This window comes from Kitasatospora sp. NPDC096140, assembly GCF_040303045.1.
In the GTDB taxonomy this organism is placed as follows: Bacteria; Actinomycetota; Actinomycetes; order Streptomycetales; family Streptomycetaceae; genus Kitasatospora.
The window spans coordinates 84,015-104,588 of sequence record NZ_JBEOUW010000033.1 but is presented as its reverse complement, the minus strand read 5'-3'; the positions used below and the strand labels follow the sequence as shown (position 1 = coordinate 104,588).

The following is a 20,574-nucleotide window of genomic DNA, read 5'->3' as shown; positions in this document are numbered from 1 at the left end:
ACACGGACCCGGCCGCCACGAGATCCTGGAACCGAGTCCGCGCCGCGCGAGTCAAAGCCGGACAGTTGGGGGGAATCCCCTATCGAACACCCTCTGAGGGGACGAGTGTGGTCGACCCGAGCGGGTTCGGGCTGCGGCTTGCCGAGCCGGCTGCCTTCGATGCGACGGTTGCCGCGGTTCCCTTTCTGCGGGAGGACGGGGCTTCGGCGGGTCAGGTCAGGAACTCGGCGAGCCCGTGTCGATGACGATCATCTTTTCCAGCGTGTACCCGTCCAGGTCCGGATGGTGCCATCGCTGGCCGGCGCGGATGCGGTGGAAGCGGAAGGTCCTGTTGGTGGTACCTGTGCTGACGATGCATCGGATCTGCAGTGGAGGTTCGGTCGAGCGGCCGAGGTGGCAGATGTGCAGGGCCAGCGTGAGCCCCTGGGCCAGTAGTAGCCGTTGATCGGCCTCGGCGATGACGGGCTCACCGTCAGCCAGGACGTCGACGGTCACGGGCACGTAGTCCTCTGCACTGTGAGCACGTGGGCAAGGATCCCTCACGGTCCTGGTACTGGGTGAGTTCGCCTGTTTCGCCACCGTCAGTCCCCCGTGTGGTCCGGTCGAATGGTGACCTCAGGCGGGTGCCTGCTCGTCGGGGGTGCAGCAGGCCGTGGTGCCGCAGCCGGTGTCGGGGGTGCTGTCGGCGCTCTTGCCGAGGGTGTCGGCGTCGGCCTTGACGACGTAGACCTCCCAGGGTTCCTTGCCGGGGCCGGTGGCCCAGACCTTGTCCTGGAGGGCGTAGCAGCAGGTCGTGTTGGTCTCCTCGAAGGTGGCCAGGTCGGCGTCCTTCAGGCGGGTGGCGGCGGCGGTGACCTGCTCGGTGGTCTCGACTTCGACGCCGAGGTGGTCCAGGCGGGTGTCTTCGCCGGGCTCGCCCTCGATGAGGACGAGCTTGAGCGGGGGCTCGGCGACGGCGAAGTTCGCGTAGCCGGGGCGGCGCTTGGCGGGCGCGGTGTTGAAGAGCGTGGTGTAGAAGGCGATGGAGCCTTCGAGGTCGGCGACGCGCAGGGCGAGCTGAACACGGGACATGGTGGTCTCCCCGATCCGAGGTCTTGATTCGACACCTGTCGATACAGCGAGCTTGCTCCACAATTAGATGGCTGTCAACATAGACGTATGTCGAATTCAGAGCTGGTCGTGCTCGGGCAGGACGAGGCCGCGGTGTGCTGCTCGCCGATGGTGCGCGAGCCGCTGGGCGAAGAGGCCGCCGTGGACCTGGCGCGGATGTTCAAGGCGCTGTCGGACCCGGTACGGCTGCGGTTGCTGTCGCTGATCGCTTCACACGAGGGCGGGGAGGCGTGCGTCTGCGACCTGACCGGACCGTTCGACGTGTCCCAGCCGACCATCTCCCACCATCTGAAGGTGCTGCGCGAGGCCGGGCTGGTGGGCTCCGAGCGGCGCGGGACCTGGGTCTACTACTGGGTGCTCCCGGCGGCCCTGGCCAAGCTGTCCGCCCTGCTGCAGGCCCCGGTCGGCACGGACGCCGGAGGTGCGAGATGAGTGCGACAGCCCCGCTCGGGCGCCGGGCGGCGGTGGAGTTCACCGGGAGCGGCGCGCTGGTCGCCGTCGTCGTCGGCTCCGGGATCCAGGCGAGCAAGCTCTCCCAGGACGTCGGGTTGCAGCTGCTGGCGAACTCGCTGGCCACCGTGTTCGGGCTCGGCGTGCTGATCGCGCTGCTCGGCCCGGTCTCCGGCGCGCACTTCAACCCGGTCGTCACGCTGGCCGCCTGGTGGGCCGGGCGCCGCGGCGACGGGCCGACAGCACGCGAGGTCGCCGCCTACGTTCCGGCCCAGGTCGCCGGGGCGATCGGCGGGGCGGTGCTGGCGGACGCGATGTTCGCCGAGCCGCTGGTGCGCTTGTCCGCCCACACCCGATCCGCGCCGCACCTGTGGCTGGGCGAGGTCGTGGCGACCGCCGGGCTGGTGCTGCTGGTCCTCGGACTCGCCCGGGTCGGCCGCGCACACCTGGCCCCGGTCGCGGTCGCCTCCTACATCGGCGCCGCCTACTGGTTCACCTCCAGCACCTCGTTCGCCAACCCGGCCGTCACGATCGGCCGCGCGTTCACCGACACCTTCGCCGGCATCGCACCCGCCTCCGTTCCCGGCTTCGTCGTCGCCCAGCTGGTCGGCCTGGTCGTCGGCTGTGCCCTGGTCCTCGCGCTCTTCGGCCGCTCCGCACCCGCTGCCGAGGACATCGTGATCCCGCACGGCGAGCACCAGAGCGCATCGACCGGCCGCTGAACCGCCGCCCTGCCCCGCCCCGTTCCGTCCCGTCCCCCCGCCCTGCCCCGCCTCTGCTCGAAGGAAGAACCCGTGAGCTCTCCCGCTGTCCCGTCCGTGCTGTTCGTCTGCGTGCACAACGCCGGCCGCTCCCAGATGGCCGCCGCGTTCCTGACCCACCTCGGCCGTGGCCGGGTCGAGGTCCGCTCGGCCGGCTCCGCCCCCGCCGACACCGTGAACCCGGCCGTGGTCGAGGCCATGGCCGAGGCCGGGATCGACATCTCCGCCGAGGTGCCGAAGGTGCTGACCGTCGAAGCCGTGCAGGCGTCCGACGTGGTGATCACCATGGGCTGCGGCGACGCCTGTCCGTACTTCCCCGGCAAGCGGTACCTGGACTGGACGCTGGACGACCCGGCCGGCCGAGGCGTGGACGCCGTGCGCCCCATCCGCGACCGGATCGAGCAGCGCATCCGCCACCTGCTCGCCGAACTCGGCATCGAGCCCACCGCCTGACCACCTCCGACGTCGGCCGTGGTCCGCCGCGTAGGGCGGTCTCATCCCACGGCCTTCGCGCTGGTCGAGTGCCCCGGTCGGCCCTGGTGCGCCGGGAGTTTGAGCAGGTCGCGCATCGTGGCGGAGGGCATGTAGCAGCGGAGCAGGGAGAGGCCGATCCGGGGCAGATCGGCCTCGTCGCGGTAGAGGAGGAACATGGGTTCGTGGCGGGGCTGGAACTTCGCCTTGAAGGCGTGGAGCGAGCGGAAGCCGTAGTACGGCTCCATGGTGGCGCCCAGTTGGTCGAGGATCCGGTCGAGCACGGTGGGGGCTTCGGTGGTCTCGGTGCGGGCGAGTGGGGCGCCGGAGAGGGACAGGAAGCGGGCGCCGTCCTCGCGGAGGGCCAGGCAGCTGGAGGCGATCATGAACTCGACGACGGGCCGGAAGCCGTCGCGGCGGCGCATCATGTCGAGCGTCCAGCCGTGCGGGCTCCCGTCGCCGTCGTAGACCGGCATCCAGGACGTGACGCCGTGGATGTGGTCGTCGCCGTCCGTCGCGAGGCCGACCCACATCCGCGGGTCCAGGGCCTCCTCCACCCCGCCGAGGGTGAAGCCCATCTCCGGCAGGCCCTTGTCGCCGACCCACTCCTCGGAGATCGCGCGGACCTGGGACTGGACCGGGCGGGGCTGTTCGGCGAGGGCGACGAGCCGGTACTCCACGCCGTCCTTCTTGGCCCGGTTCAGCGCGGTGCGCACGTCCTGCCAGGCCTTGCCGCGGAACTCCAGGTCGGGCAGGTCGATGATGGTGTCCTCGGCCACCTGGACGGAGCGCCAGCCCAGTCGACCGGTCGCCCCTGCGGCCTGCCCGGTGGCGGAGAACAGGCAGGGGACCAGTCCGGAGTGGTCGCACATGTCGGCGAAGCCGGCGATGGTGCGGGCCCAGGTCCGCTCGGCGCCCACCGGGTCGCCGAGCGCGACGGCGACGCCGGCGTGCACCCGGTAGGCGAGGTAGCCCTCGTCCTCGTCGTCGGGGAAGAAGTAGGAGTTGTCGCGCCAGGTGGTCATCCAGGAGAGGTTGCCGCCGCCGTGACGCACCAGGAGGTCGGTGGCGCGCTCCTGCGGGTCGGTGTCCGCGGTCCGGTCGTGAGCGCCCGCGGGGTGCGGGCGGGTGGCCGGGGCGTGCCCGCGTTCCCTGCGGCGCGGGCGTCTGGCCCGGAACGCCTCCCGGCCGGCGAGCAGGACGACGGCTTCGGCAGTCCACAGGACGGCCGCGGGCACGAAGACCGCCGCCCCCGTGACCGTGACCTCGGCACCCACGATGTGGGCGACGACGTAGGCCACCGCCACGAACAGGCCCAGCAGGACGTTGGCCAGGCAGAGCGCCATGCTCCAGCGCCAGGCGGCCCGGCGCCCGCCGCGCAGCCCGTTGACCAGCAGGGCGATCAGCACCAGTGAGATCAGGAGTTGCCAGCCCGAGCCGCCCTGGCCCTCGGTGTTCCCGAGCGGACCGCGGCTCGGCGACAGCCAGACCACCGTCTGGATCGCCGCGATGACGACCAGTCCGGTGACCGCCAGCAGCCGCCACTCACGCCGGCTGAGCCGGCCCGAGGTCGGGGCCGCGCCGGGCACCTTCAGCCAGTGGGTCGCGATCAGTGCGCCCGTGACGGCGAGCGCGTGCTCCACCTCGACGAGGCTGCCGACGTAGAGCAGCCACACGACGACGTACGTGAGCAGGCCCATCCTCAGGCGTTGCCGCCACGGCGAGGGCAAGGCGGCGGAGGCCAGCGCTCCGGCGCACAACGCGCCCGCGGAGAGGCCGACGTCCACGGCGCGCGCCTGCTCCTGGGCCCAGGCCCAGTCCGCGTGGCGCAGCACCAGGAACAGCAGGGCCGCCAGCAGCACCGCGCCGAGCTGGCCGACGATCGTCGTCGCCGCGGCCCACCGGGTGCCGAGGCGGGCCTCGGCGAGCCCGACGAGCAGCACGATCCCGAGCGTGACGAGCAGGTAGTCGGCGGGGGTCGCGCACAGCAGCGACCCGGTGACCAGCGTCCACCAGCGGCCGGCCTCGAAGGAGGGCAGACCGTACGCCACGTCCGGGTACCAGGAGCGGTCGGACAGTGAGTTCCACAGGCCACCGAGGCTCAGACCCACCAGCAGGATGACCACGGCCGTTCCGGTGGTGAAGGGCAGCCGCCGGGCCGTCGATGCCATCGCGGTCACTGCTGATCCGGTGCGCCGCCACCGCGGGCTCGTGTCTGCGGGCACCTCGTACCTCCGTGCCGATGGTCCCGCCGGGGCTGGAGCGCGACCGGCAGCCCTTCACACAGCGTAGACCAATCCGGTTGGCCCAGCCCGGCGGGCGCCGCTCGCCGACATCGGCTCCCGACGGTACGGACCGCGCCGCCCCGGTCATGGATCGGAGTGGCGGGGGCGGCGCGGTCCGGGCTGCGGGGTATCAGCGGAACGGCTGGGCGTTCTGCGAGCAGCTCGCGCCGTCCGGCGGGAGGGTGCCGCCGGTCAGGTAGCCGGAGAGGAACGCCTGGGCGCACGAGCTCGGGTTGAAGAGCTCGGTGTGCCCGTAGCCGTTGACGGTGACGAGGCGCGCCCCGGGGAGCAGCTTGGCGACGGCCTGGGCGTCGCCGTAGGGCGTGGCCGGATCCCCGGTCGTGCCCACCACCACGATGGGTGTGTCGACCTTGTTCCACGGGCCGAGGTACGAGGAGGCGGCCTTGGCGGGCCAGTTGACGCAGTAGGCCGTCCAGGGCCAGTTCTGGCTGACGGTCCCGGCCCGGCGCAGCGAGGTCTGCGCCTGGTCGATCGCGGCGCTCACCGTGGCGGGGTTGGGGCTCTCACCGCAGATGACCGCGAGTTGCTGCTCCACGCCATGGTAGGGCTGGGGCGCGGCGCTTCCGCCGGCACCGGTGCTTCCGCCGCCGGCCGACTGCGGTCCCGTCGGCGACTGCGCTCCGGTCGGTGACTGGGCTCCCGCCGGTGACTGCGGGCCGGTGGGTGACTGGGCTTCCGCCGGTGACTGCGTGCCGGGTGCGGTGCCGCTCGGTGCCGGACTGGTCGTGCCGGCCTGCCAGAGTGCCTGGAGCTGTGTGGCGAGTCCGGTCCAGCCGGGGAAGGCGCTGAACCCGGGGACGGGTCGGACGACGTAGAGGCTGTTGGTCATCAGCGCGACGAGGTCGCTGTCGGTGACGCCCGGCTGCGAGGGATCGACGACGAGGGGTTGTTGTCCCGCGCGGGTGAGCAGGGTCTGGAACTTGGCGCTGGTGGCGTCGGGCGTGCCGGCCGAGAACGCGCACTGCTGGGTGGTGCTGTTCCCGCACAGCCGGAGGAAGTCCTGCACCACGGCCGCCGTGGAGAGGTCGGATCCGGCGCGGACGAAGGTGCTGAGCGGCGAGGTGTTGTCGGCCCACGCCGTGGGGTCGACGGCTCCGTCGAGGATCATTCGCTGCACGTTGGACGGGAACATGTTGGCGTACGTGGCGCCGAGGAAGGTGCCGTAGGAGGTGCCGTAGTAGAACAGCTTGTCCTCACCGACCGCCTGGCGCATCAGGTCGAGGTCGCGGGCGTTGTCCGCGGTGGACACATGGGTCAGCAGCTCGTCGTCGCGCCCGGCGCAGGCCTGGAAGAGCTGCCCGTAGGCGGATGTCCACTGTTGCTGTTGCGCGCTGGTCAGGGGTGGGAAGGACGTGGAGGAGAGGAGGGCGCCCTCCTGGTCCTCGGTGTCGAAGCACTGGACGGTCGGCGAGCTGAGACCGCCCATGCCGCGCGGGTCCCAGGACACGATGTCGAAGGTGGAGAGCACATCGGGGCCGAAGCCGTCGATGCCGGCGGGGAGGAAGACCGAGCCGAGTCCGCCGGGGCCGCCGGGGTTGTAGAAGAGCGTGCCGAGCGGTTTGGCGGATCCGCCGGCGAGGTGCTTGACGAGGCCGAGCTTGATCGTGCGGCCGGTCGGGTTCGCGTAGTCCAGCGGGGCCGTCATGGTGGCGCACTGGTAGCCGTCGAGGCTCGGGTCTCCCGGCTGCGCGGCGGGGCATCGGCTCCAGTGCAGTTGGGGGACCGCGGTCGTCGACGTGGGGGAGCCGGTGGTGGACGGCGAGGGACTCTGCGCCTGGGCGGCGGTGGCGGGCAGGAGCAGGGAAGCGGCGAGCAGGGCTGCCGCCGACGAGGCTCCGAGCGGTTTCGGTGCGTTGAGCATGGCTACCTCCCGTCGCCGCCTTCGGCGGCAGACACCTTCGGGGGACCGACCGGCCGTGGACGGGTGGCGGGGAGGCGGAGTGGCGTCTGCCGGACGGCGACGTCCTTCATGCCGACCGCGGACCCGCGGGCCGGCTCAGTCGTCGCGGCCGGCTTCGTCCCCGCCGGCGGCGGGCTTGGGGAGCTTCTCCTGGAGGTAGGACACCAGCTCGCCCGGGCTGCGGGTCTGCAGCAGCACGCGGCCGGGGCCGGTCAGGTCGCACACCAGGAACTGCCCGGTCTTCAGGGACCGGATGGTCCGGCCCCGCGCCATGCGGCGGGCGTCGAGTGCCACGCCGACGTCGTAGCCGACGATGTGTCCGGCGGCCACGGTCAGTTGCTCGCCCGGGCCCAGGTCGACGGCGTCCAGTGCCCCGTAGCATCCGAGGACCACGGTGCCCGTGCCCTCCATGCGCAGCACGAAACCGCCCTCGCCGCCGAGCACGTTCTGCATGCCGGCCCACTTCGTCTGCGGCGTGACCTCGGCGGAGCATCCGAGCCAGTTCCCCTGTGTGACCTGGACGGGGCGGTCGCCGGTGACCTCCAGGGCGGTCACGTCGCCCGGCAGCTCGTGCACCAGGTCCACCCAACTGCCCCCGCCGTGTGCCGTGTAGCGGGTGAGGAAGAGCGAACTCCCGCCCAGGGCGGCGCGTTTGAGGCCGGCCAGGACGCCGCCCTGGGCCATCGCCTCGATGTCGAGGTCCGGCCCGCAGCGGTACATCGAACCGGACTGTCCCACCAGCGACTCACCCGGGGAGAGCAGGCACCGGGCGACCGCGAATCCCGGCTGGTGACGTGTCTCGACCTGCATCGCGACCTCCACGACCCCGCGATCGGGGCGCCCTCCTCATCGTGGCACAGGGGGCTGCCGGTTTCCCGCCGGGCGGGACCGCGCTCAGCCCTGCCGCTTCGCCGTTGCCGTTGTCGACGACGGCAACGACGGCGACACTCCCCGGGCCCTGGGCAGCAGGCCGGTGAGCAGGCCGTCGACGGTGGTGTCCACGACGGCGGTCACGTCGTCGCCCGTGATCATGCCGCTGTTGAGCAGGACCGCCAGGCCGTGCAGCGTCGAGAACACCAGCCGCCCCGCGGCCTGTTCGTCGTCGGTGCCGAGCTCGCCGTCGCGCCGGGCGGCCGCGACGGCCTCGAAGGGCACGGTGTACGCGGCGTGGGCCGCGGCCCGTGTGGCGTCCGTACCCTCCCGGTGCTTGCTCGCGAACATCAGCTCCACGAGCGGCATCCGGCCTGCGGTGAACGCGATGTAGGTGTGGGCGATCGCCCGGAGCCGGGCCTCGAAGGAGGGGCCCGCGTCGCCCAGCGCTTCGGCGATCCTCTCCGACAGGCTCTCGAAGCCCCGGACGGCGAGCGCCTCCAGCAGTGCCGCCCGATCGGCGAAGTGCCGGCGGGGCGCGCCGTGGCTCACACCGAGGTCGCGGGCGAGCGCGCGCAGTGACAGGTCCTCCACGCCCGAGGCGATGACCGAGCGTTCCGCCTGGTCCAGGAGCTCGGTCCTCAGGTTGCCGTGGTGGTAGCTCCGTTCTGACATGTCCGGATGCTAACAAACGGCGATGTTGTCATTGACAACATTGGTCGGCGCTGGCAGCCTGGAGCCATGAGTACCTCGCACAGCAAGTGGACCGCCGCAGACCTCCCGGCGCAGACCGGCCGCACGATCGTCGTCACCGGAGCCACCAGCGGTCTCGGCGCCGTGACCGCGCGTGAGTTGGCCCGCGCCGGTGCCCACGTGGTGCTGGCCGTCCGGGACACCCGCCGCGGCGAAGCCCTCGCCCGGGGCCTGTCCGGCAGTACCGAGGTGCGGCGGCTCGACCTCGCCGACCTCTCCTCGGTCCGCGAGTTCGCCGAGGGCTGGCACGGCCCGCTCGACGTCCTGGTGAACAACGCCGGCGTGATGGCGATCCCCGAGGCGCGCACGGCCGACGGCTTCGAGATGCAGCTCGGCACCAACCACCTCGGGCCGTTCGCCCTCACCAACCTGCTGCTGCCGCACATCACCGACCGCGTCGTCACGGTCGCCTCCAACGCCCACCGCAGGCCCGGCGTCGACATCGACTTCGACGACCTCAACTCGACGAAGTCGTACAGCCCCTGGCGGGCCTACCAGCAGTCCAAGCTGGCCAACCTGCTCTTCGTCCGGGAGCTCCAGCGCCGCCTCACCGCGGCCGGCTCCACCGTCACCGTGCACGCCGCGCACCCCGGCTACGCCGCGACCAACCTGCAGAGCGGCTCCGCCGGCGCCGGCCAGCGGTTGGTGCTGGCGATCGCCAACCGCCTGGTCGCCCAGTCCGAGGAGCAGGGTGCGCTGCCCTCGCTCTACGCGGCCACCCAGCCCCTGCCCGGAGCCAGTTACACCGGCCCTGACGGCCGCGGCGAGCTGCGCGGCTACCCCGCCCCCGCCCAGCTCAGCGCCAACGCCACGGACGACACCAAGGCCCGCCGCCTCTGGGACGCCTCCGAGAAGCTCACCGGCGTGGGCTTCCCCGCGACCCTGGACCACTGAGCGGCGCCCGCGGGCACGCCGTTCACCCTCCGACCATTCCGGTCGGCCACGCCTACGGGCAGGCGCGGCCCGCCCGCGCGCTCGCTGTCCGGACCGCCGGGCGGCTGACCGAGTGCGTCACGGAGGGGGAGTGGCGGCGCGGAAATGGGTCGCCCGGTCGGGTGCGGTCGGGGCATGATCCGCACCTGTGACGATGTCGAACCACTCCCTGGTACGGGCGGCCGCCCGCAACAACGCCGAATGGTGTGCGGTGATGAGCCGATCGCACGGCTCGGTGGGCGCCTTCGAGGAGGAGGCGTGGGCTGCCGCGAGCCGCACACCCCTCTACTACCCCGACGCGGTGACGCTGCTGCCCGGGGCGGACGCGGCCGCGCTGGTCGCCCGGATCGACAACGCGGTCCCCGGGGCGTCGGTCAAGGACAGCTTCGCCGACCTCGATCTGACCGAGGCCGGCTTCCGGGTGCTGTTCGACGCGCAGTGGGTCCACCGCCCGGCGGGCCCGCCCACCACCGCGTCGGACCTCGCCTGGGAGGTGGTGGACAGCGCCGACGCCCTGCGCGCCTGGGCGCTCGCCTGGGACGACGGAGCCGGCTACGCGCACCTCTTCCGGCCCGAACTGCTCGACGACCCGGCCACCTTCGTGATCGCCGGACGGTCTCCCGACGGCCGGGTGGTGGCCGGTGCGGTGGCGAGCCGCAGTGACCGGGTGGTGGGGATCTCCAATGTTTTCGCCCTGGACGGGGGCGTCGACGCGGCCTGGCCGGTCGTGCTGGAGGCGGTCCACCGGCTGTTCCCCGCCCTGCCCCTGGTCGGCTACGAGGGTGACGACGATCTGGTGGCCGCCCAGCGGCACGGCTTCGAGGCGGTCGGTCCGCTGCGGGTCTGGATCGGCTCGGGCCGCGCCTGACGGCTGGGTTGCGCCTGACCGCCGGGCCGGGCCTGACCGCTGGGTTGCGCCTGACCGTCGGGCCGCGCCTGACCGCCGGGCCGCGCCAGACCGCCGCGCCGCGGCCCCGTCCGGCCCCTGTCCCTCGATGCGGACCCGCCGTCGCACGAGCTCCGCTCGGGAGGTCCGACCGGCACGAGGGCTCCTGACATGCGATCAGGCATGCGGAGCGGCCCTGTCCGCTGCCAGGCGGGTGAGCCACTCGCGCAGCAGGTGCTGCTCGGCCTCGCTCAGGACGTCGGCGTCGTCGGGGAGAGCGGCGCGCAGCGCGCGGGCCGCCGCGGCGGGGCCGGCCTCCGCGGCGGGGACCGTCGGTTCGGCGCGGGTGACGGCGGCGACCATGGCCTCGCGGAGCGTGGTCAGCAGCGCCGGGTTGCGGCGTTCTGCCGGGGTGGAGCGCCAGGTGGTGACCGCGCCTCGGCCGGTGGCCTGGATGATCTGGGCGGCCAGCTCCTCGTCGACCCGCAGCCACCCCCCGGCCGCCAGTCGGCGCACCCGGCCGTGCAGGATTTCCAGGCCCGCGCGGTGTGCCGTGTCCGCCTCCCGGCCGGTGGCCCTGTCCATGACCGCGAACAGCTCGGGGCGGGAGATCCCGAACTCCACCACCACGTCCCAGCCGCGGCGCAGGTCCTCCACCGCGTCCTGCGGATCGGGGTCGAGTTGCGCGCGCTTGCTCTCCAGGAACTGCGCGTAGCCGTGCTCGGCGACGGCCTCAAGCAGCCCCTCCTTGTCGCCGAAGAGGCGGTAGATCGCCGGCGGTTGCATTCCGGCCGCAGCGGCGACCGCGCGGGTGCTCATCGCGTCCGGGCCGCCGTTCTCCAGGAGCTCGACGGCCGCCTCGACGATACGGCGACGAGGGCTGTCGGTGGTGTCACGCGTAACCATGGATCGATGGTATCGGAGGTTTGATTCCATCGATATTCCGGTGTTACTGTCAAAGTGATTCCGCTGGAAACACCGTTGGGGGAACCAATGATCATCGTCACCGGAGCCACCGGGAAGCTCGGCCGCCGCACCGTCGAACGCCTCCTGGAGCGCGTCCCCGCCGACCGCGTCGGCGTCAGCGTCCGCGACCCTCGCAAGGCCCAGGACCTCGCCGACCGCGGCGTTCGTGTCCGGCAGGGCAGCTTCGACGACCCCGCCTCGCTCGTGCACGCCTTCGAAGGGGCCGAGCAGGTGCTCCTCGTCTCCCTCGACCGAACGGGCGAGGAGTGCGTCAGCGGCCATCGCACCGCCATCGACGCAGCCGTGAAGGCCGGCGTCGGCCGCATCCTCTACACCAGCCAGACGGGCGCCGCCCACGACTCCCGCTTCCAGGCATGCCGTGACCACGCCCGGACCGAGGACCTGCTGCGCGCCACCGGTCTGCCGTGGACCGCGCTGCGCAACGGCTTCTACACGGCCAGCGCCTTGCTGTTCCTGGAGTCCGCCCGCCACACCGGCGACATCGCCCTCCCCGCCGACGGCCCCGTCGCCTGGACCGGCCACGACGACCTCGCCGAGGCCACTGCGGCGATCCTCACCGCGGAGGAGGGCCGCTTCGAGGGGCCCACCCCGCCGCTCACCGGCGCGGCGACGCTCGACTTCAGCGCCATCGCCGAGGTCGCCTCCCGGGCCACCGGACGGCCCTTCACCCGCACCGTCGTCCCCGACGACGCCTTCCGGGAGCAGGCACTGGCGCACGGCGCCCCGGCCTCGCTGGCCGACCTGATGGTGAGCATCTTCGCAGCAGCGCGGAACGGCGAGTTCTCCGCCGTCGACTCGACGCTGGCCGAGCTGATCGGGCGAGAGCCCGCCACCTTCGGCGCCCTGCTGACGCGTGCCTGGGCCGAATAGATCCCGAGGGAGCCGATGTCCACGCGTCCGCCGCCGGTGATGTCGGCGGGGACGGCCGGAAGACCGCCTCCTGTAGGCGAAGTCGAGGGGCGGTCTTCCGGGGTTTCCTCAGGGTGTGGGGAGCGTAGCCCCTGCCACTGACACCGCCACGTGACGTCGACACTGCCACGTGACGTCCCGGTGCCGGACGATCCGCGCCGGCTCCAGGTCCGCGAACGGGCCGGGCGCCCCGAAGCGGCTGGCCGGGCTGCGCCTGCGCCGGTTGGCCATCGGATGGGCGGGTAACCCGCAGTTATGGGCACTGGCACCGGCATGACAGGCGGTGACGGCGGGCTCACCCTGGATGCGGGCGGCCGTCCGACCATCGGCGTCGAGGAGGAGTACCTGCTGCTCGACCCGGACAGCGGTCTGCCGCTGCCGCACGTCGACGCGGTGCAGGAGACCGCCGGACTGCACCCCGCCGTGCACCACACCGAGCTGCAGAACGAGCTGCTCCAGGCGCAGGTGGAGGTGGCCACCCCGGTCTGCCGGGACCTCGCCGAGGTCGGCGGCCATCTGCTGCGCCTGCGGCACGCGCTCGCGGCCGCCGCCGAGACGGCCGGCTGCCGGCTCGCCGCGTGCGGCACCGCCCCGTACGCCCCCTCCACGCCCCCGGCGATCGTCGACGCCCCGCGCTACCGCGCCATCAGGCAGAACATGTCGCGGCTGGCTGACGAGGCGCTCATCAACGGCATGCACGTACACGTGGCCGTGCCCGACCCGCAGACGGGTGTCGAGGTGCTGAACCGCCTCCGGCCCTGGCTGCCGGTGCTGACCGCTCTGTCGGCCAACTCGCCGCTGTGGTACGGCTCCGACACCGGCTACGCGAGTTGGCGCACGGTGGTCTTCAGCCGCTGGCCGATCAGCGGGATCCCGCCGTACTTCAGGGACGCGGAGGACTACGACCGCCGCATCGACCACCTGCTGGACGCCCGGCTGATCCGCGACCGAGGCCAGCTGTACTGGCAGGCCCGGCTCTCGGCGAAGTTCCCGACCGTCGAACTGCGCGCGATGGACGTCCAGCTGCGCGCCGACGAGGCGGTGATGCTGGCCGGGCTGGTGCGCGCGCTGGTCGTCACGGCGATGCGGGACGCGGCCGCCGGACGTCCCGCGCCCGATCGGACGCCGGAGAGCCTGGACGGCGCGGGGTGGCACGCCGCCCGGTACGGAATGGACGGCACCCTGCACGATCCGGCGACGGGACTGTCCCAGCCGACCGGCGAGCTCGTCGGCTCCATGCTGGCCGCGCTCCGTCCGGTCATGGACGAACTGGGTGACACCCGCGCGGTGGTCCCGCTGGTCGAGCGCCTGCTGGACGAGGGCAACGGCGCCGAACGCCAGCGTCGGCACCTGGCGGAACACGGGCGCTCCGGACTGATCGCGATGATCGCGGCGGAGAGCGCGGCGGCCTGAGCGCGGTGGCCGGAGCGGGGTGGCCGGAGCGTGACGCCGCGGCGACGAGCGTGACGGCGCGGCGACGAGCGTGACGGCGCGGCGACGTCCGGCCGCCCGTCCTGGCCACCGGGGCCGCGCTGCCACGGCGGTCCAGCGATTCGTCGTCCGCGCTTCGGGGCGTCGTCCTCGGAGCCGTGGCGTCTCTCCACACCGGGTGGAGCGAGCCGACCGCGCTGGGGGATGATCTCCTGCGTGACTGAGGAAGTGGTTGCAGGTGCGGACGACGCTCGTGCATGGGACGAGCGACTGGGCTGGGCATTCGGTCTGATAGCGGACGATCCGGCTGAGCGGGCTGCGGCGCTGGTTCGTCTGGCCGAGGCGCAGAGGAAGGTCTCGGACGCGCTCGGTCGGTTCAATGAGATGTGGTGGCTGACGTCGTCTTTGGGAACGGAAGAGCAGTACCAGGAGTCGGCCTTGGTACAGGCGCGTCGGATGTATCACCAAGCCCAGAGGAGTTCGCTGCCTGACGGGCTGTGGGGTCTCCATGCAGCCGGGGATCTGGCGACCTGGCCGGGGCTGCCCTATGCGCTGCTCTTCCTGGAGTGGGAGGCGAGATACCCGCGGGAGTGGACGCACCATGCGAAGGCGTGGGGTACGAAGCAGGGGCTCATCCGGGACCTGGCCCTCGCCCGCCCGGAGGACGCGGTGAAGGCGAAGCTCACCGATCTGGTCGAGATCGTCGTCCATCGTGCGTACCGCTGCAAGGACCGCGAATACGTGCGGGTCGCCCGGGCCGTCGACAGCGCCGACCTGCGCGACCGGCTCGATCGTGCAATCGACTCGGACAGTCCGTGGGCCCGGTGCCAGGCAGGGTACGTGCTCTGGCTCCTTGACCGCCCTGACGTGCCGAACACCCGTCATGTCTGGCGGTCCTGGGTGGCCGGCAGGGCCTCGGCGTAGCCGCGGAACCTGTTTGTCAGTACTGGGTGAGAGGGTGCGGCCATGAACCTCGACGAGTTCTGGGCCGTCATCGAAGGAGCCCGCACCGACGCCGCCCCGGCTCCCGGAGACCCGGGCCAAGCCTTCACATCGGCCCTGGTCGAGCGGCTCGCGGCGATGTCGAAGCAGACGATCCTCGAATACCAGCAGTGCTTTGATCAGCTCCACGGGGCGATCCACCGCTGGGACTTGTGGGCCGCCGGCTATCTCATCGGTGGAGGATGCTCCGACGACGCCTTCATGGACTTCCGCGCCGGACTCATCGCCCAGGGCCGGGATTGGTACGAGCGGGCCGCCACCACACCTGATGTGCTCGCCGAGAATCCGGACGTCATCGCTGCAGCCGCCGAAGGCGACGACGAGGCCCTGTTCAACGAGACCGTCAACTACGCAGCCTCCTACGCCTACGAGCGCATCAACGGCGAAGAACCCGACGCCAGCTTCTACGACGACTACGCACGGTTCTGCGGACCCCGCACCGACCGGGAGCCTGCCGACATGGGCGAGGACTTCGACTTCGACGACGCCTCAGAGATGCATGCGCGCCTTCCCCGACTGGCCCGACTCTTCCTCACCCACGACAACTGAGGAGGTGGTCCGCACCAACCGCTACGCGGTGCCGGTGAGGCTGACCGGCAGGCGCGTTTCGGGTGCTGCTTCATGCCCTCACCGAACCCGCCGTGTGGGTCCGGTGAGGGCAGTGGAGCCTGCGACCCGGCCCGAATGCCGTGGTGGTCCGACCAGCGGGCGGTCACCCATGGCACTTGAGGTGCTGTTCATGAGGAGTCATGTGCCAGGTCCGCTCGGGTCGGGCCGGCTGTTCCGTCGGCCTGATGCGCGAGTCCGGGTACCGGCCGTCGGCGTCGGTGGTTCCCGGGGCCTTGGCGGGGCCGGCCGGTCAGCGGCCGGCGAGGTGGCGGGAGAGTTGCTCGACCGCGTCGAGCTGGGCGGTGGTGAGGCGTCGTGCCTCCCAGATCACCGCGGCCACGTCGGAGGCCCGGGAGTGGAGCGGCGGCAGGTCGTCGGGCAGGCGGATGCCGCCGAGCGCGGCCAGATCGCCGGCGGGAATGCCGAGCACGCCCGCGAAACCGGCCACCAGCTCGGGGGTCGCTTCGACGGTGCCGCGGCCCACCCCGCCGATCGTGGACGCCGCCAGGTAGATCCGCCCGTCGGTCACCGCGTACAGGGCCTTCGCCGTGGACAGCCAGGTGAGGTTGCGACTGTGCGCCAGCTGCAGCAGCACCGCGCCGAAGCCCGGCTCGTACCGGTGGTGCGGCCGGTCGACACCACCCCTTCCCTCCCGCCGGACCAAGGGCTGCGCCCGGATCGCGTCCAGCAGCGGGCGCCGGTTCCCGGCGGGCATGACCATCGTGTTGTAGACGACATGGCTGACCGACCAGTGCGGATTGCGGGTGACCGGCGTCAGGTCGTCGGGTAGCGGCTGCCCGGCCAGGACGAACAGGTCGGCGGTGTGCAGCCCGATCGCCGGTCCGAGGGCCCTGACCAGCCCTTCGGTCGGTACCCGTCCGTCGAGCACGGCCTGCAGCTCCTCCGTCCCGGTGCCGGCCGCCGTCGACAGCACGGAGACATCGATCGTTCGATGCTCCATCAGGCGCGCCAGCAGCACGCCGAACTCCAGCACTCCTGTCATACCGTCAGCCTATCGACCCTTGTGCAGAGGCCATCGGGAGCCCGCCCGGCGGCCCTTGGTGCACCGACTGTTGCACCGAGGTCCGGCGCGGATCCGGACACCCTGACGACTCGTGGCGGCGTCAGGCCCCCGCCGGGTTCCGCGGCTCGCGAGTACCCGGCGTGAAGCCGGCCTGCGCGGCGAGCGCGAGGGCAGCGGTCGGACGCAGGTCCTCGGGATCGGCCAGGTAGGCCAGGACCGGCGTCAGTTCCTCCACGGTCAGGCGCTGGGCGCGGGCCGCGTCCAGCAGCTCCTCCAGCCGCCGGTAGAACCCGGCGACATACGCCCACTCGTCCTCCTCCTCCTCCTCCTCCTCCGGGACGCGTTCGTGGACCCGGTCGGCCAGCAGGTCCTCGGCCTTCGTCGCCGAGCCGGTCAGGCGCGCGCCGGGGTCCGTGACACCGGGCGCGCACCGCCACTGCCCGTCCCCCGGCTCCCACCAGAAGCAGAACCCGGCCCGGTCCGCCGGCACGGGCACCCAGCGCGGCGCGCCCGCGAGCAGCTCCTGCCCGTCGCGCGCGGTGCTGAAATCGACGTCGAAGCCGCTGACCACGGCCCTGCCCCCCGGCAGCCAGGTCAGCCGCCAGCCGTTGCCGCTCCCGTCGTCGTGGCTCAGCACGCCGTCCGGCTCCACCCAGTACCCCAGCTGCTGCCCGATGCCCTCCTGCAGCACGGCGGTCACTCCGCCCAGCAGCCAGGACTCGGCGGGCGGCGGCGGCACGAAGTCGGACACGGCGGGCTCCTCGATGGTCCGGGGAATCGGGTACGTCTGCCCGGACGTCTGCCGGCCCCGGCAGGTTCCCGGCGAGATGCGCGGGTCCGTCCGCCGGCGGGCAGGCGGCCCCGAGGGCTGCTTCGGCCGCGGGCCGCCTCCGGTGCCTGGAATTATTGACTGGTCGCGATGGAGGGCATGGGCCAGACTCCGTGGCCATGGACGGCACGATTGCCCAGCGGGTTGGTGAGCTCGACGCGGATTCGAGCGAAGTGGCAGAAGACGCTCAGCACGCGCTGATCGCCATGGGGCCGGAGGTGCTGGACGAGTTGATCGCCGCAGTGCCGCAGCTGGGGGCGTTCGGGCAGCTCTGCGCCATCGACGTCTTCACCGCGCTGAAGGATCCGCGGCCGGGCGACGTGCTGATCGGCCTGTTGGACAGCGAGAACGCCACCGTTCGCCAATGGGCGGCCGAAGCCTTGGCGGGCCTGGGGATCCAGCGTGCCGTGCCCGATCTGCAACGGGTCTACGAAGCCTTCCGGCAGCGAGGGGAGGCCCCCGATGACAGCGAAGGAGAGGCGCTGCGCTGGGCGCTGACGGATCTCGGCGCCCGCGAGCTCGTGATCCCGCCACGGGCCGATGCGCTGCGGGCCTCGCCGGGGAACCTGGACCCGGCATGGCCGACGGCTCACCTTGCCGAGGTCATCGAGGATCTCGCCGCTCACGGTCAGGCGGTGCTCTACTTCCAGGTGTGGCAGATCAAGCCGGACGACGGGGCCTACTGGCGTCGGGGTCCGGGCATCGACTGGGACATCGACCGCCGCTTGCCCTGGGCCCGGATCGTGACCGAATGCCGGGACTGGGCACTTCTGGCAGCCGAAGAAACCGACAAGGCCCCCGATCTGGTGGCGACGATTTCTTGGATTGACGCCTCGGATCTGTGAGGCCCCGAGTCGAGTTCGGCTGTTTCGGCTATCCGGTCAGCCGGTCTCGGCCGCGCAGGCGAGATCCTGCGCCGGTCGCTCCCCGGTGGTCAGGAACGTGGTCACCGCTCTGTCGCCGCACTTGTTCTTGGCGAACAGGTACGAACCGTGCCCGCCCGCGTCGACGGTCACCATCCTGGCCCGGTCGCCGAGGGCCCGCCGCAGCTGCAGGGCTCCGGTGAGCGGCGTTCCCGGGTCGCGGAGGTTCTGCAGCAGGAGCACGTTCGACGGGCCCTCGCCCGTAAGGCGCACCTGCGGCTCGACCGGCTCGGACGGCCAGAACGCACACGGCGTGATGTTGGCCCCGGAGGCACCCAGCATCGGGTACTTGACCCGGTCGACCTCGACATCCACCTGGTACCGCAGCACCGACTTCGGCCAGCTGGAGTCGCCGCAGAGGGTGTAGAGCCGGGCGGCGGAGGGATTGTCGGAAGCAGGCACGGGTGGTGGCAGTGGCCGGCCCTGGTCGAGCAGCCGCCAGTTCTCGGCCAGCTCCGGCATGCCGAAGTCGCTGTAGAGGGCGCCGAAGTTGAGCCCGCGGAACAGTGAACCGTCGACCCCGCCGACCGGCTTGCGGTCCAGCCGCGCGGCGAGTTCGAAGAACTTCGCCGTCACCTCTTCAGGCGTGGCGCCCAGTCCGTACGTCGCGTTCTCCGCGGCGGCGAACTTCGCGAAGTCCGGGAACCGGTCCGCCATGCCACGACCGAACAGCCGCATGGCCGTGCGGTCGTACCCGCCCGGCCCGAGGTTGCTGTCGAGCACGATCCGGTCGGTGCGCTCCGGGAACAGCTGCGCGTACACCGCGCCGAGATAGGTGCCGTAGGAAACCCCGTGGTACGAGATCTTCGGCTCGCCGAGGGCTTCCCGGATCCGATCCAGATCGCGAGCCGCGTTCGCGGTGGTGACGTGCGGCAGCATGTACCCGCTTTCCGAGGCGGCGCACTGCTTGGCGACGGTCTCGGCGATCTCGGCCTGCTTCACCACATCGCCCGGATTCCTCGCATACGGCAGGTTGCCCGGTGCCATCTGCTCCTCGGTGAGATCACAGGTCACCGGCGTGCTGTGGCCGACGCCGCGCGGATCGATCCCGATCACGTCGTAGGCGTCCCGCACCTCCTGGGGCAGCAACTGGCCGAGTTGACCCGCCCACCGCAGCCCCACCCCGCCCGGACCACCCGGGTTGGTGAACAGCACCCCTCGCCGCTGCGCCGGCTTCCGGCTCGCCAGCCGGGAGACCGCGATCTCGATCTTCCTCCCGTCCGGCTGCCGGTAGTCCAGCGGCACCAGCACCGTCGAGCACTCCAGGCCGGCCCACGCGGCATCCTCCGGGCACGCCCCCCAGTGCGCCGCACCCGGTGCGGCCGCCGCGGACACCCCCGGTACCAGTGCGGCTGCCAACACGGCGACGCCGAGCACCACGGACAAGCTCCTGCGCATCCGACCTCTCCCCGGCTCCCGACGCGATCACGTCGTCCCGACCAACGTAAGCGACGCCGTTGCGGCATGGTCGACAGGAATCGACGGGCCAGGCCCGATCAGGTGATCGGAATGACACCGCAGGCACCGCTCCAGTGACACCGTGGCTTCAGGGCGAGCAATCCGTCATCGCTGCGGAACGCGTCAGCCGGGCAAGTCAGTACCGGTTGAGACGGACCGCCCGGCCTGGATCGCCCAACTGCCCACCGCCGACACCGCCGTGGCCGCGGCCACACTGCGCCACTGGGCGGGGGTGCAGCCGGAAAGGGCGCCCGGGCCGCGGTGGCGTGGCGATATGGTGCCGGTCATGGGAAGTCGTATACGTGCGGACCGGCCGCTGCGTGACCTGCTCGACCGGCTGGGGGCCGACGAGCCGCAATCGGCGCGGCGGCGCAGGGTGCTGGGCGGCGCCCTGGTCGTGGTGGCGCTGTTCGGGTCGAACGCGGCGGAGCAAACGTGGCTCGGGACCTGGCCCGAGATGTGGATCGGCACGGAGGACCTGCTCCAGTGCGCCGCACTGATCGTCACCGCGTTTCTCCTGACGGGGCGTTCGCGGATGGTCGCGTGGGCCGCGGCCGCGAGCGTGACCCTGATGCTGATCGGTACCTTGATCGACGTGATGACGATGGGGGGCGACGGTGATTCCTACGTGGCATTTGCCGTGTCTCTGGTGATCAAACTGCCCACCGTGGTGGTGCTGGCGGTCCTGGTCAGGAGCGGCAGGGAGTGGTGACGGACCGGCTGCGGGTAGGCCGGGGCGGCCGAGGCGCAATCCCGTTGCTCCTGACTGCACGTAGGTGGATCCGGACTCCGGACAGGGCCTGATTCTCTTTGCACTGCTCTCGCCACGCTCGGAGCGCGGAGCCCTCCTCTGTTCTCAGCCATGTCACTTGATGCTGCGTGTTCTTGACGGACGTCAGGGGTCACGTCACCTGCCCGTGCTGGTGGTGACCTGTGGTGGCAATGCCGGAATGCCGGTCCGA

Annotated in this window: 21 protein-coding genes; 11 read left to right on the top strand and 10 right to left on the bottom strand. The window is 71.9% G+C overall.

Annotated elements, in window-relative coordinates:
* Positions 1 to 216 precede the first annotated feature (216 nt).
* Both ABT048_RS29315 and ABT048_RS29310 read right to left on the bottom strand, forming a co-directional pair.
* Positions 217 to 495 (bottom strand): hypothetical protein, encoded by a 279-nt coding sequence (locus tag ABT048_RS29315; protein WP_350524551.1) that lies wholly within the window; start codon positions 493 to 495, stop codon positions 217 to 219.
* A gap of 120 nt (positions 496 to 615) precedes the next feature.
* Positions 616 to 1,071, bottom strand: coding sequence for an ArsI/CadI family heavy metal resistance metalloenzyme (locus ABT048_RS29310; RefSeq protein ID WP_350524550.1), 456 nt, complete (start codon positions 1,069 to 1,071; stop codon positions 616 to 618).
* Between the two features lie 87 nt (positions 1,072 to 1,158).
* Here ABT048_RS29310 and ABT048_RS29305 point away from each other — a divergent pair, with 87 nt between their 5' ends.
* The 3 genes from ABT048_RS29305 to ABT048_RS29295 all read left to right on the top strand — a co-directional run bounded on the left by ABT048_RS29305 (position 1,159) and on the right by ABT048_RS29295 (position 2,774).
* Complete coding sequence (locus tag ABT048_RS29305) at positions 1,159 to 1,542, top strand: ArsR/SmtB family transcription factor (protein ID WP_350524549.1); 384 nt, start codon at positions 1,159 to 1,161, stop codon at positions 1,540 to 1,542.
* Positions 1,539 to 2,282, top strand: coding sequence for an aquaporin (locus ABT048_RS29300; protein WP_350524548.1), 744 nt, complete (start codon positions 1,539 to 1,541; stop codon positions 2,280 to 2,282). Before ABT048_RS29305 ends, ABT048_RS29300 begins: the two co-directional genes overlap by 4 nt.
* A 72-nt stretch (positions 2,283 to 2,354) precedes the next feature.
* A complete protein-coding gene (locus tag ABT048_RS29295) occupies positions 2,355 to 2,774 on the top strand; it encodes an arsenate reductase ArsC (RefSeq protein WP_350524547.1) in 420 nt (139 codons plus the stop codon).
* A 41-nt stretch (positions 2,775 to 2,815) separates the two neighbouring features.
* Here the strand turns inward: ABT048_RS29295 and ABT048_RS29290 are convergent, their stop codons facing one another.
* The 4 genes from ABT048_RS29290 to ABT048_RS29275 form a co-directional block, all read right to left on the bottom strand.
* A complete protein-coding gene (locus ABT048_RS29290; protein WP_350524555.1) occupies positions 2,816 to 4,963 on the bottom strand; it encodes a bifunctional lysylphosphatidylglycerol flippase/synthetase MprF in 2,148 nt (715 codons plus the stop codon).
* Between the two features lie 244 nt (positions 4,964 to 5,207).
* Positions 5,208 to 6,959, bottom strand: a complete 1,752-nt coding sequence (locus ABT048_RS29285; RefSeq protein ID WP_350524546.1) for an alpha/beta hydrolase — start codon at positions 6,957 to 6,959, stop codon at positions 5,208 to 5,210.
* Between the two features lie 135 nt (positions 6,960 to 7,094).
* On the bottom strand, positions 7,095 to 7,808 hold the full coding sequence (locus ABT048_RS29280) for a TIGR00266 family protein (protein WP_350524545.1): 714 nt from the start codon (positions 7,806 to 7,808) through the stop codon (positions 7,095 to 7,097).
* An 84-nt stretch (positions 7,809 to 7,892) separates the two neighbouring features.
* Complete coding sequence (locus ABT048_RS29275; RefSeq protein WP_350524544.1) at positions 7,893 to 8,543, bottom strand: TetR/AcrR family transcriptional regulator; 651 nt, start codon at positions 8,541 to 8,543, stop codon at positions 7,893 to 7,895.
* Positions 8,544 to 8,609: 66 nt separating this feature from the next.
* On the opposite strand from ABT048_RS29275, the gene ABT048_RS29270 reads away from it, so the two are divergent.
* Positions 8,610 to 9,515, top strand: a complete 906-nt coding sequence (locus tag ABT048_RS29270) for an oxidoreductase (protein ID WP_350524543.1) — start codon at positions 8,610 to 8,612, stop codon at positions 9,513 to 9,515.
* Positions 9,516 to 9,708: 193 nt separating this feature from the next.
* A complete protein-coding gene (locus tag ABT048_RS29265; RefSeq protein WP_502894091.1) occupies positions 9,709 to 10,422 on the top strand; it encodes a hypothetical protein in 714 nt (237 codons plus the stop codon).
* A gap of 195 nt (positions 10,423 to 10,617) precedes the next feature.
* On the opposite strand, the gene ABT048_RS29260 is transcribed toward ABT048_RS29265, so the two are convergent.
* Positions 10,618 to 11,346 carry a TetR/AcrR family transcriptional regulator gene (locus ABT048_RS29260; RefSeq protein ID WP_350524541.1) on the bottom strand — a complete coding sequence of 243 codons (729 nt, stop codon included), beginning with the start codon at positions 11,344 to 11,346 and terminating at the stop codon, positions 10,618 to 10,620.
* An 87-nt stretch (positions 11,347 to 11,433) separates the two neighbouring features.
* Here ABT048_RS29260 and ABT048_RS29255 point away from each other — a divergent pair, with 87 nt between their 5' ends.
* The 4 genes from ABT048_RS29255 to ABT048_RS29240 all read left to right on the top strand — a co-directional run bounded on the left by ABT048_RS29255 (position 11,434) and on the right by ABT048_RS29240 (position 15,318).
* On the top strand, positions 11,434 to 12,297 hold the full coding sequence (locus ABT048_RS29255) for an SDR family oxidoreductase (RefSeq protein WP_350524540.1): 864 nt from the start codon (positions 11,434 to 11,436) through the stop codon (positions 12,295 to 12,297).
* A gap of 312 nt (positions 12,298 to 12,609) precedes the next feature.
* A complete protein-coding gene (locus ABT048_RS29250; protein WP_350524554.1) occupies positions 12,610 to 13,749 on the top strand; it encodes a carboxylate-amine ligase in 1,140 nt (379 codons plus the stop codon).
* A gap of 234 nt (positions 13,750 to 13,983) precedes the next feature.
* The gene (locus ABT048_RS29245; RefSeq protein WP_350524539.1) at positions 13,984 to 14,691 is read left to right on the top strand and encodes a hypothetical protein; all 708 of its coding nucleotides are present in this window, start codon (positions 13,984 to 13,986) and stop codon (positions 14,689 to 14,691) included.
* Positions 14,692 to 14,733: 42 nt separating this feature from the next.
* The gene (locus tag ABT048_RS29240) at positions 14,734 to 15,318 is read left to right on the top strand and encodes a DUF4240 domain-containing protein (protein WP_350524538.1); all 585 of its coding nucleotides are present in this window, start codon (positions 14,734 to 14,736) and stop codon (positions 15,316 to 15,318) included.
* Between the two features lie 310 nt (positions 15,319 to 15,628).
* Here the strand turns inward: ABT048_RS29240 and ABT048_RS29235 are convergent, their stop codons facing one another.
* Positions 15,629 to 16,381, bottom strand: coding sequence for a hypothetical protein (locus tag ABT048_RS29235; protein WP_350524537.1), 753 nt, complete (start codon positions 16,379 to 16,381; stop codon positions 15,629 to 15,631).
* Positions 16,382 to 16,502: 121 nt separating this feature from the next.
* Positions 16,503 to 17,153: a hypothetical protein gene (locus tag ABT048_RS29230; protein WP_350524536.1), complete on the bottom strand. Its 651-nt coding sequence runs from the start codon at positions 17,151 to 17,153 to the stop codon at positions 16,503 to 16,505.
* A 197-nt stretch (positions 17,154 to 17,350) separates the two neighbouring features.
* On the opposite strand from ABT048_RS29230, the gene ABT048_RS29225 reads away from it, so the two are divergent.
* Positions 17,351 to 18,076, top strand: coding sequence for a HEAT repeat domain-containing protein (locus ABT048_RS29225; protein ID WP_350524535.1), 726 nt, complete (start codon positions 17,351 to 17,353; stop codon positions 18,074 to 18,076).
* Positions 18,077 to 18,112: 36 nt separating this feature from the next.
* Here ABT048_RS29225 and ABT048_RS29220 read toward each other — a convergent pair whose 3' ends face one another.
* A complete protein-coding gene (locus ABT048_RS29220) occupies positions 18,113 to 19,552 on the bottom strand; it encodes an alpha/beta hydrolase (protein ID WP_350524534.1) in 1,440 nt (479 codons plus the stop codon).
* Between the two features lie 346 nt (positions 19,553 to 19,898).
* Here ABT048_RS29220 and ABT048_RS29215 point away from each other — a divergent pair, with 346 nt between their 5' ends.
* Positions 19,899 to 20,324 carry a hypothetical protein gene (locus tag ABT048_RS29215; RefSeq protein WP_350524533.1) on the top strand — a complete coding sequence of 142 codons (426 nt, stop codon included), beginning with the start codon at positions 19,899 to 19,901 and terminating at the stop codon, positions 20,322 to 20,324.
* The last annotated feature ends 250 nt before the right edge of the window (positions 20,325 to 20,574 follow it).

Bases quoted from the DNA above. Each gene is read 5' to 3' on its own strand.
- ABT048_RS29310 (WP_350524550.1), bottom strand. From the start codon at position 1,071: ATGTCCCGTGTTCAGCTCGCCCTGCGCGTCGCCGACCTCGAAGGCTCC.
- ABT048_RS29305 (WP_350524549.1), top strand. From the start codon at position 1,159: ATGTCGAATTCAGAGCTGGTCGTGCTCGGGCAGGACGAGGCCGCGGTG.
- ABT048_RS29300 (WP_350524548.1), top strand. From the start codon at position 1,539: ATGAGTGCGACAGCCCCGCTCGGGCGCCGGGCGGCGGTGGAGTTCACC.
- ABT048_RS29290 (WP_350524555.1), bottom strand. From the start codon at position 4,963: ATGGCATCGACGGCCCGGCGGCTGCCCTTCACCACCGGAACGGCCGTG.
- ABT048_RS29285 (WP_350524546.1), bottom strand. From the start codon at position 6,959: ATGCTCAACGCACCGAAACCGCTCGGAGCCTCGTCGGCGGCAGCCCTG.
- ABT048_RS29280 (WP_350524545.1), bottom strand. From the start codon at position 7,808: ATGCAGGTCGAGACACGTCACCAGCCGGGATTCGCGGTCGCCCGGTGC.
- ABT048_RS29275 (WP_350524544.1), bottom strand. From the start codon at position 8,543: ATGTCAGAACGGAGCTACCACCACGGCAACCTGAGGACCGAGCTCCTG.
- ABT048_RS29270 (WP_350524543.1), top strand. From the start codon at position 8,610: ATGAGTACCTCGCACAGCAAGTGGACCGCCGCAGACCTCCCGGCGCAG.
- ABT048_RS29265 (WP_502894091.1), top strand. From the start codon at position 9,709: ATGTCGAACCACTCCCTGGTACGGGCGGCCGCCCGCAACAACGCCGAA.
- ABT048_RS29260 (WP_350524541.1), bottom strand. From the start codon at position 11,346: ATGGTTACGCGTGACACCACCGACAGCCCTCGTCGCCGTATCGTCGAG.
- ABT048_RS29255 (WP_350524540.1), top strand. From the start codon at position 11,434: ATGATCATCGTCACCGGAGCCACCGGGAAGCTCGGCCGCCGCACCGTC.
- ABT048_RS29250 (WP_350524554.1), top strand. From the start codon at position 12,610: ATGACAGGCGGTGACGGCGGGCTCACCCTGGATGCGGGCGGCCGTCCG.
- ABT048_RS29240 (WP_350524538.1), top strand. From the start codon at position 14,734: ATGAACCTCGACGAGTTCTGGGCCGTCATCGAAGGAGCCCGCACCGAC.
- ABT048_RS29235 (WP_350524537.1), bottom strand. From the start codon at position 16,381: ATGACAGGAGTGCTGGAGTTCGGCGTGCTGCTGGCGCGCCTGATGGAG.
- ABT048_RS29225 (WP_350524535.1), top strand. From the start codon at position 17,351: ATGGACGGCACGATTGCCCAGCGGGTTGGTGAGCTCGACGCGGATTCG.
- ABT048_RS29220 (WP_350524534.1), bottom strand. From the start codon at position 19,552: ATGCGCAGGAGCTTGTCCGTGGTGCTCGGCGTCGCCGTGTTGGCAGCC.
- ABT048_RS29215 (WP_350524533.1), top strand. From the start codon at position 19,899: ATGGGAAGTCGTATACGTGCGGACCGGCCGCTGCGTGACCTGCTCGAC.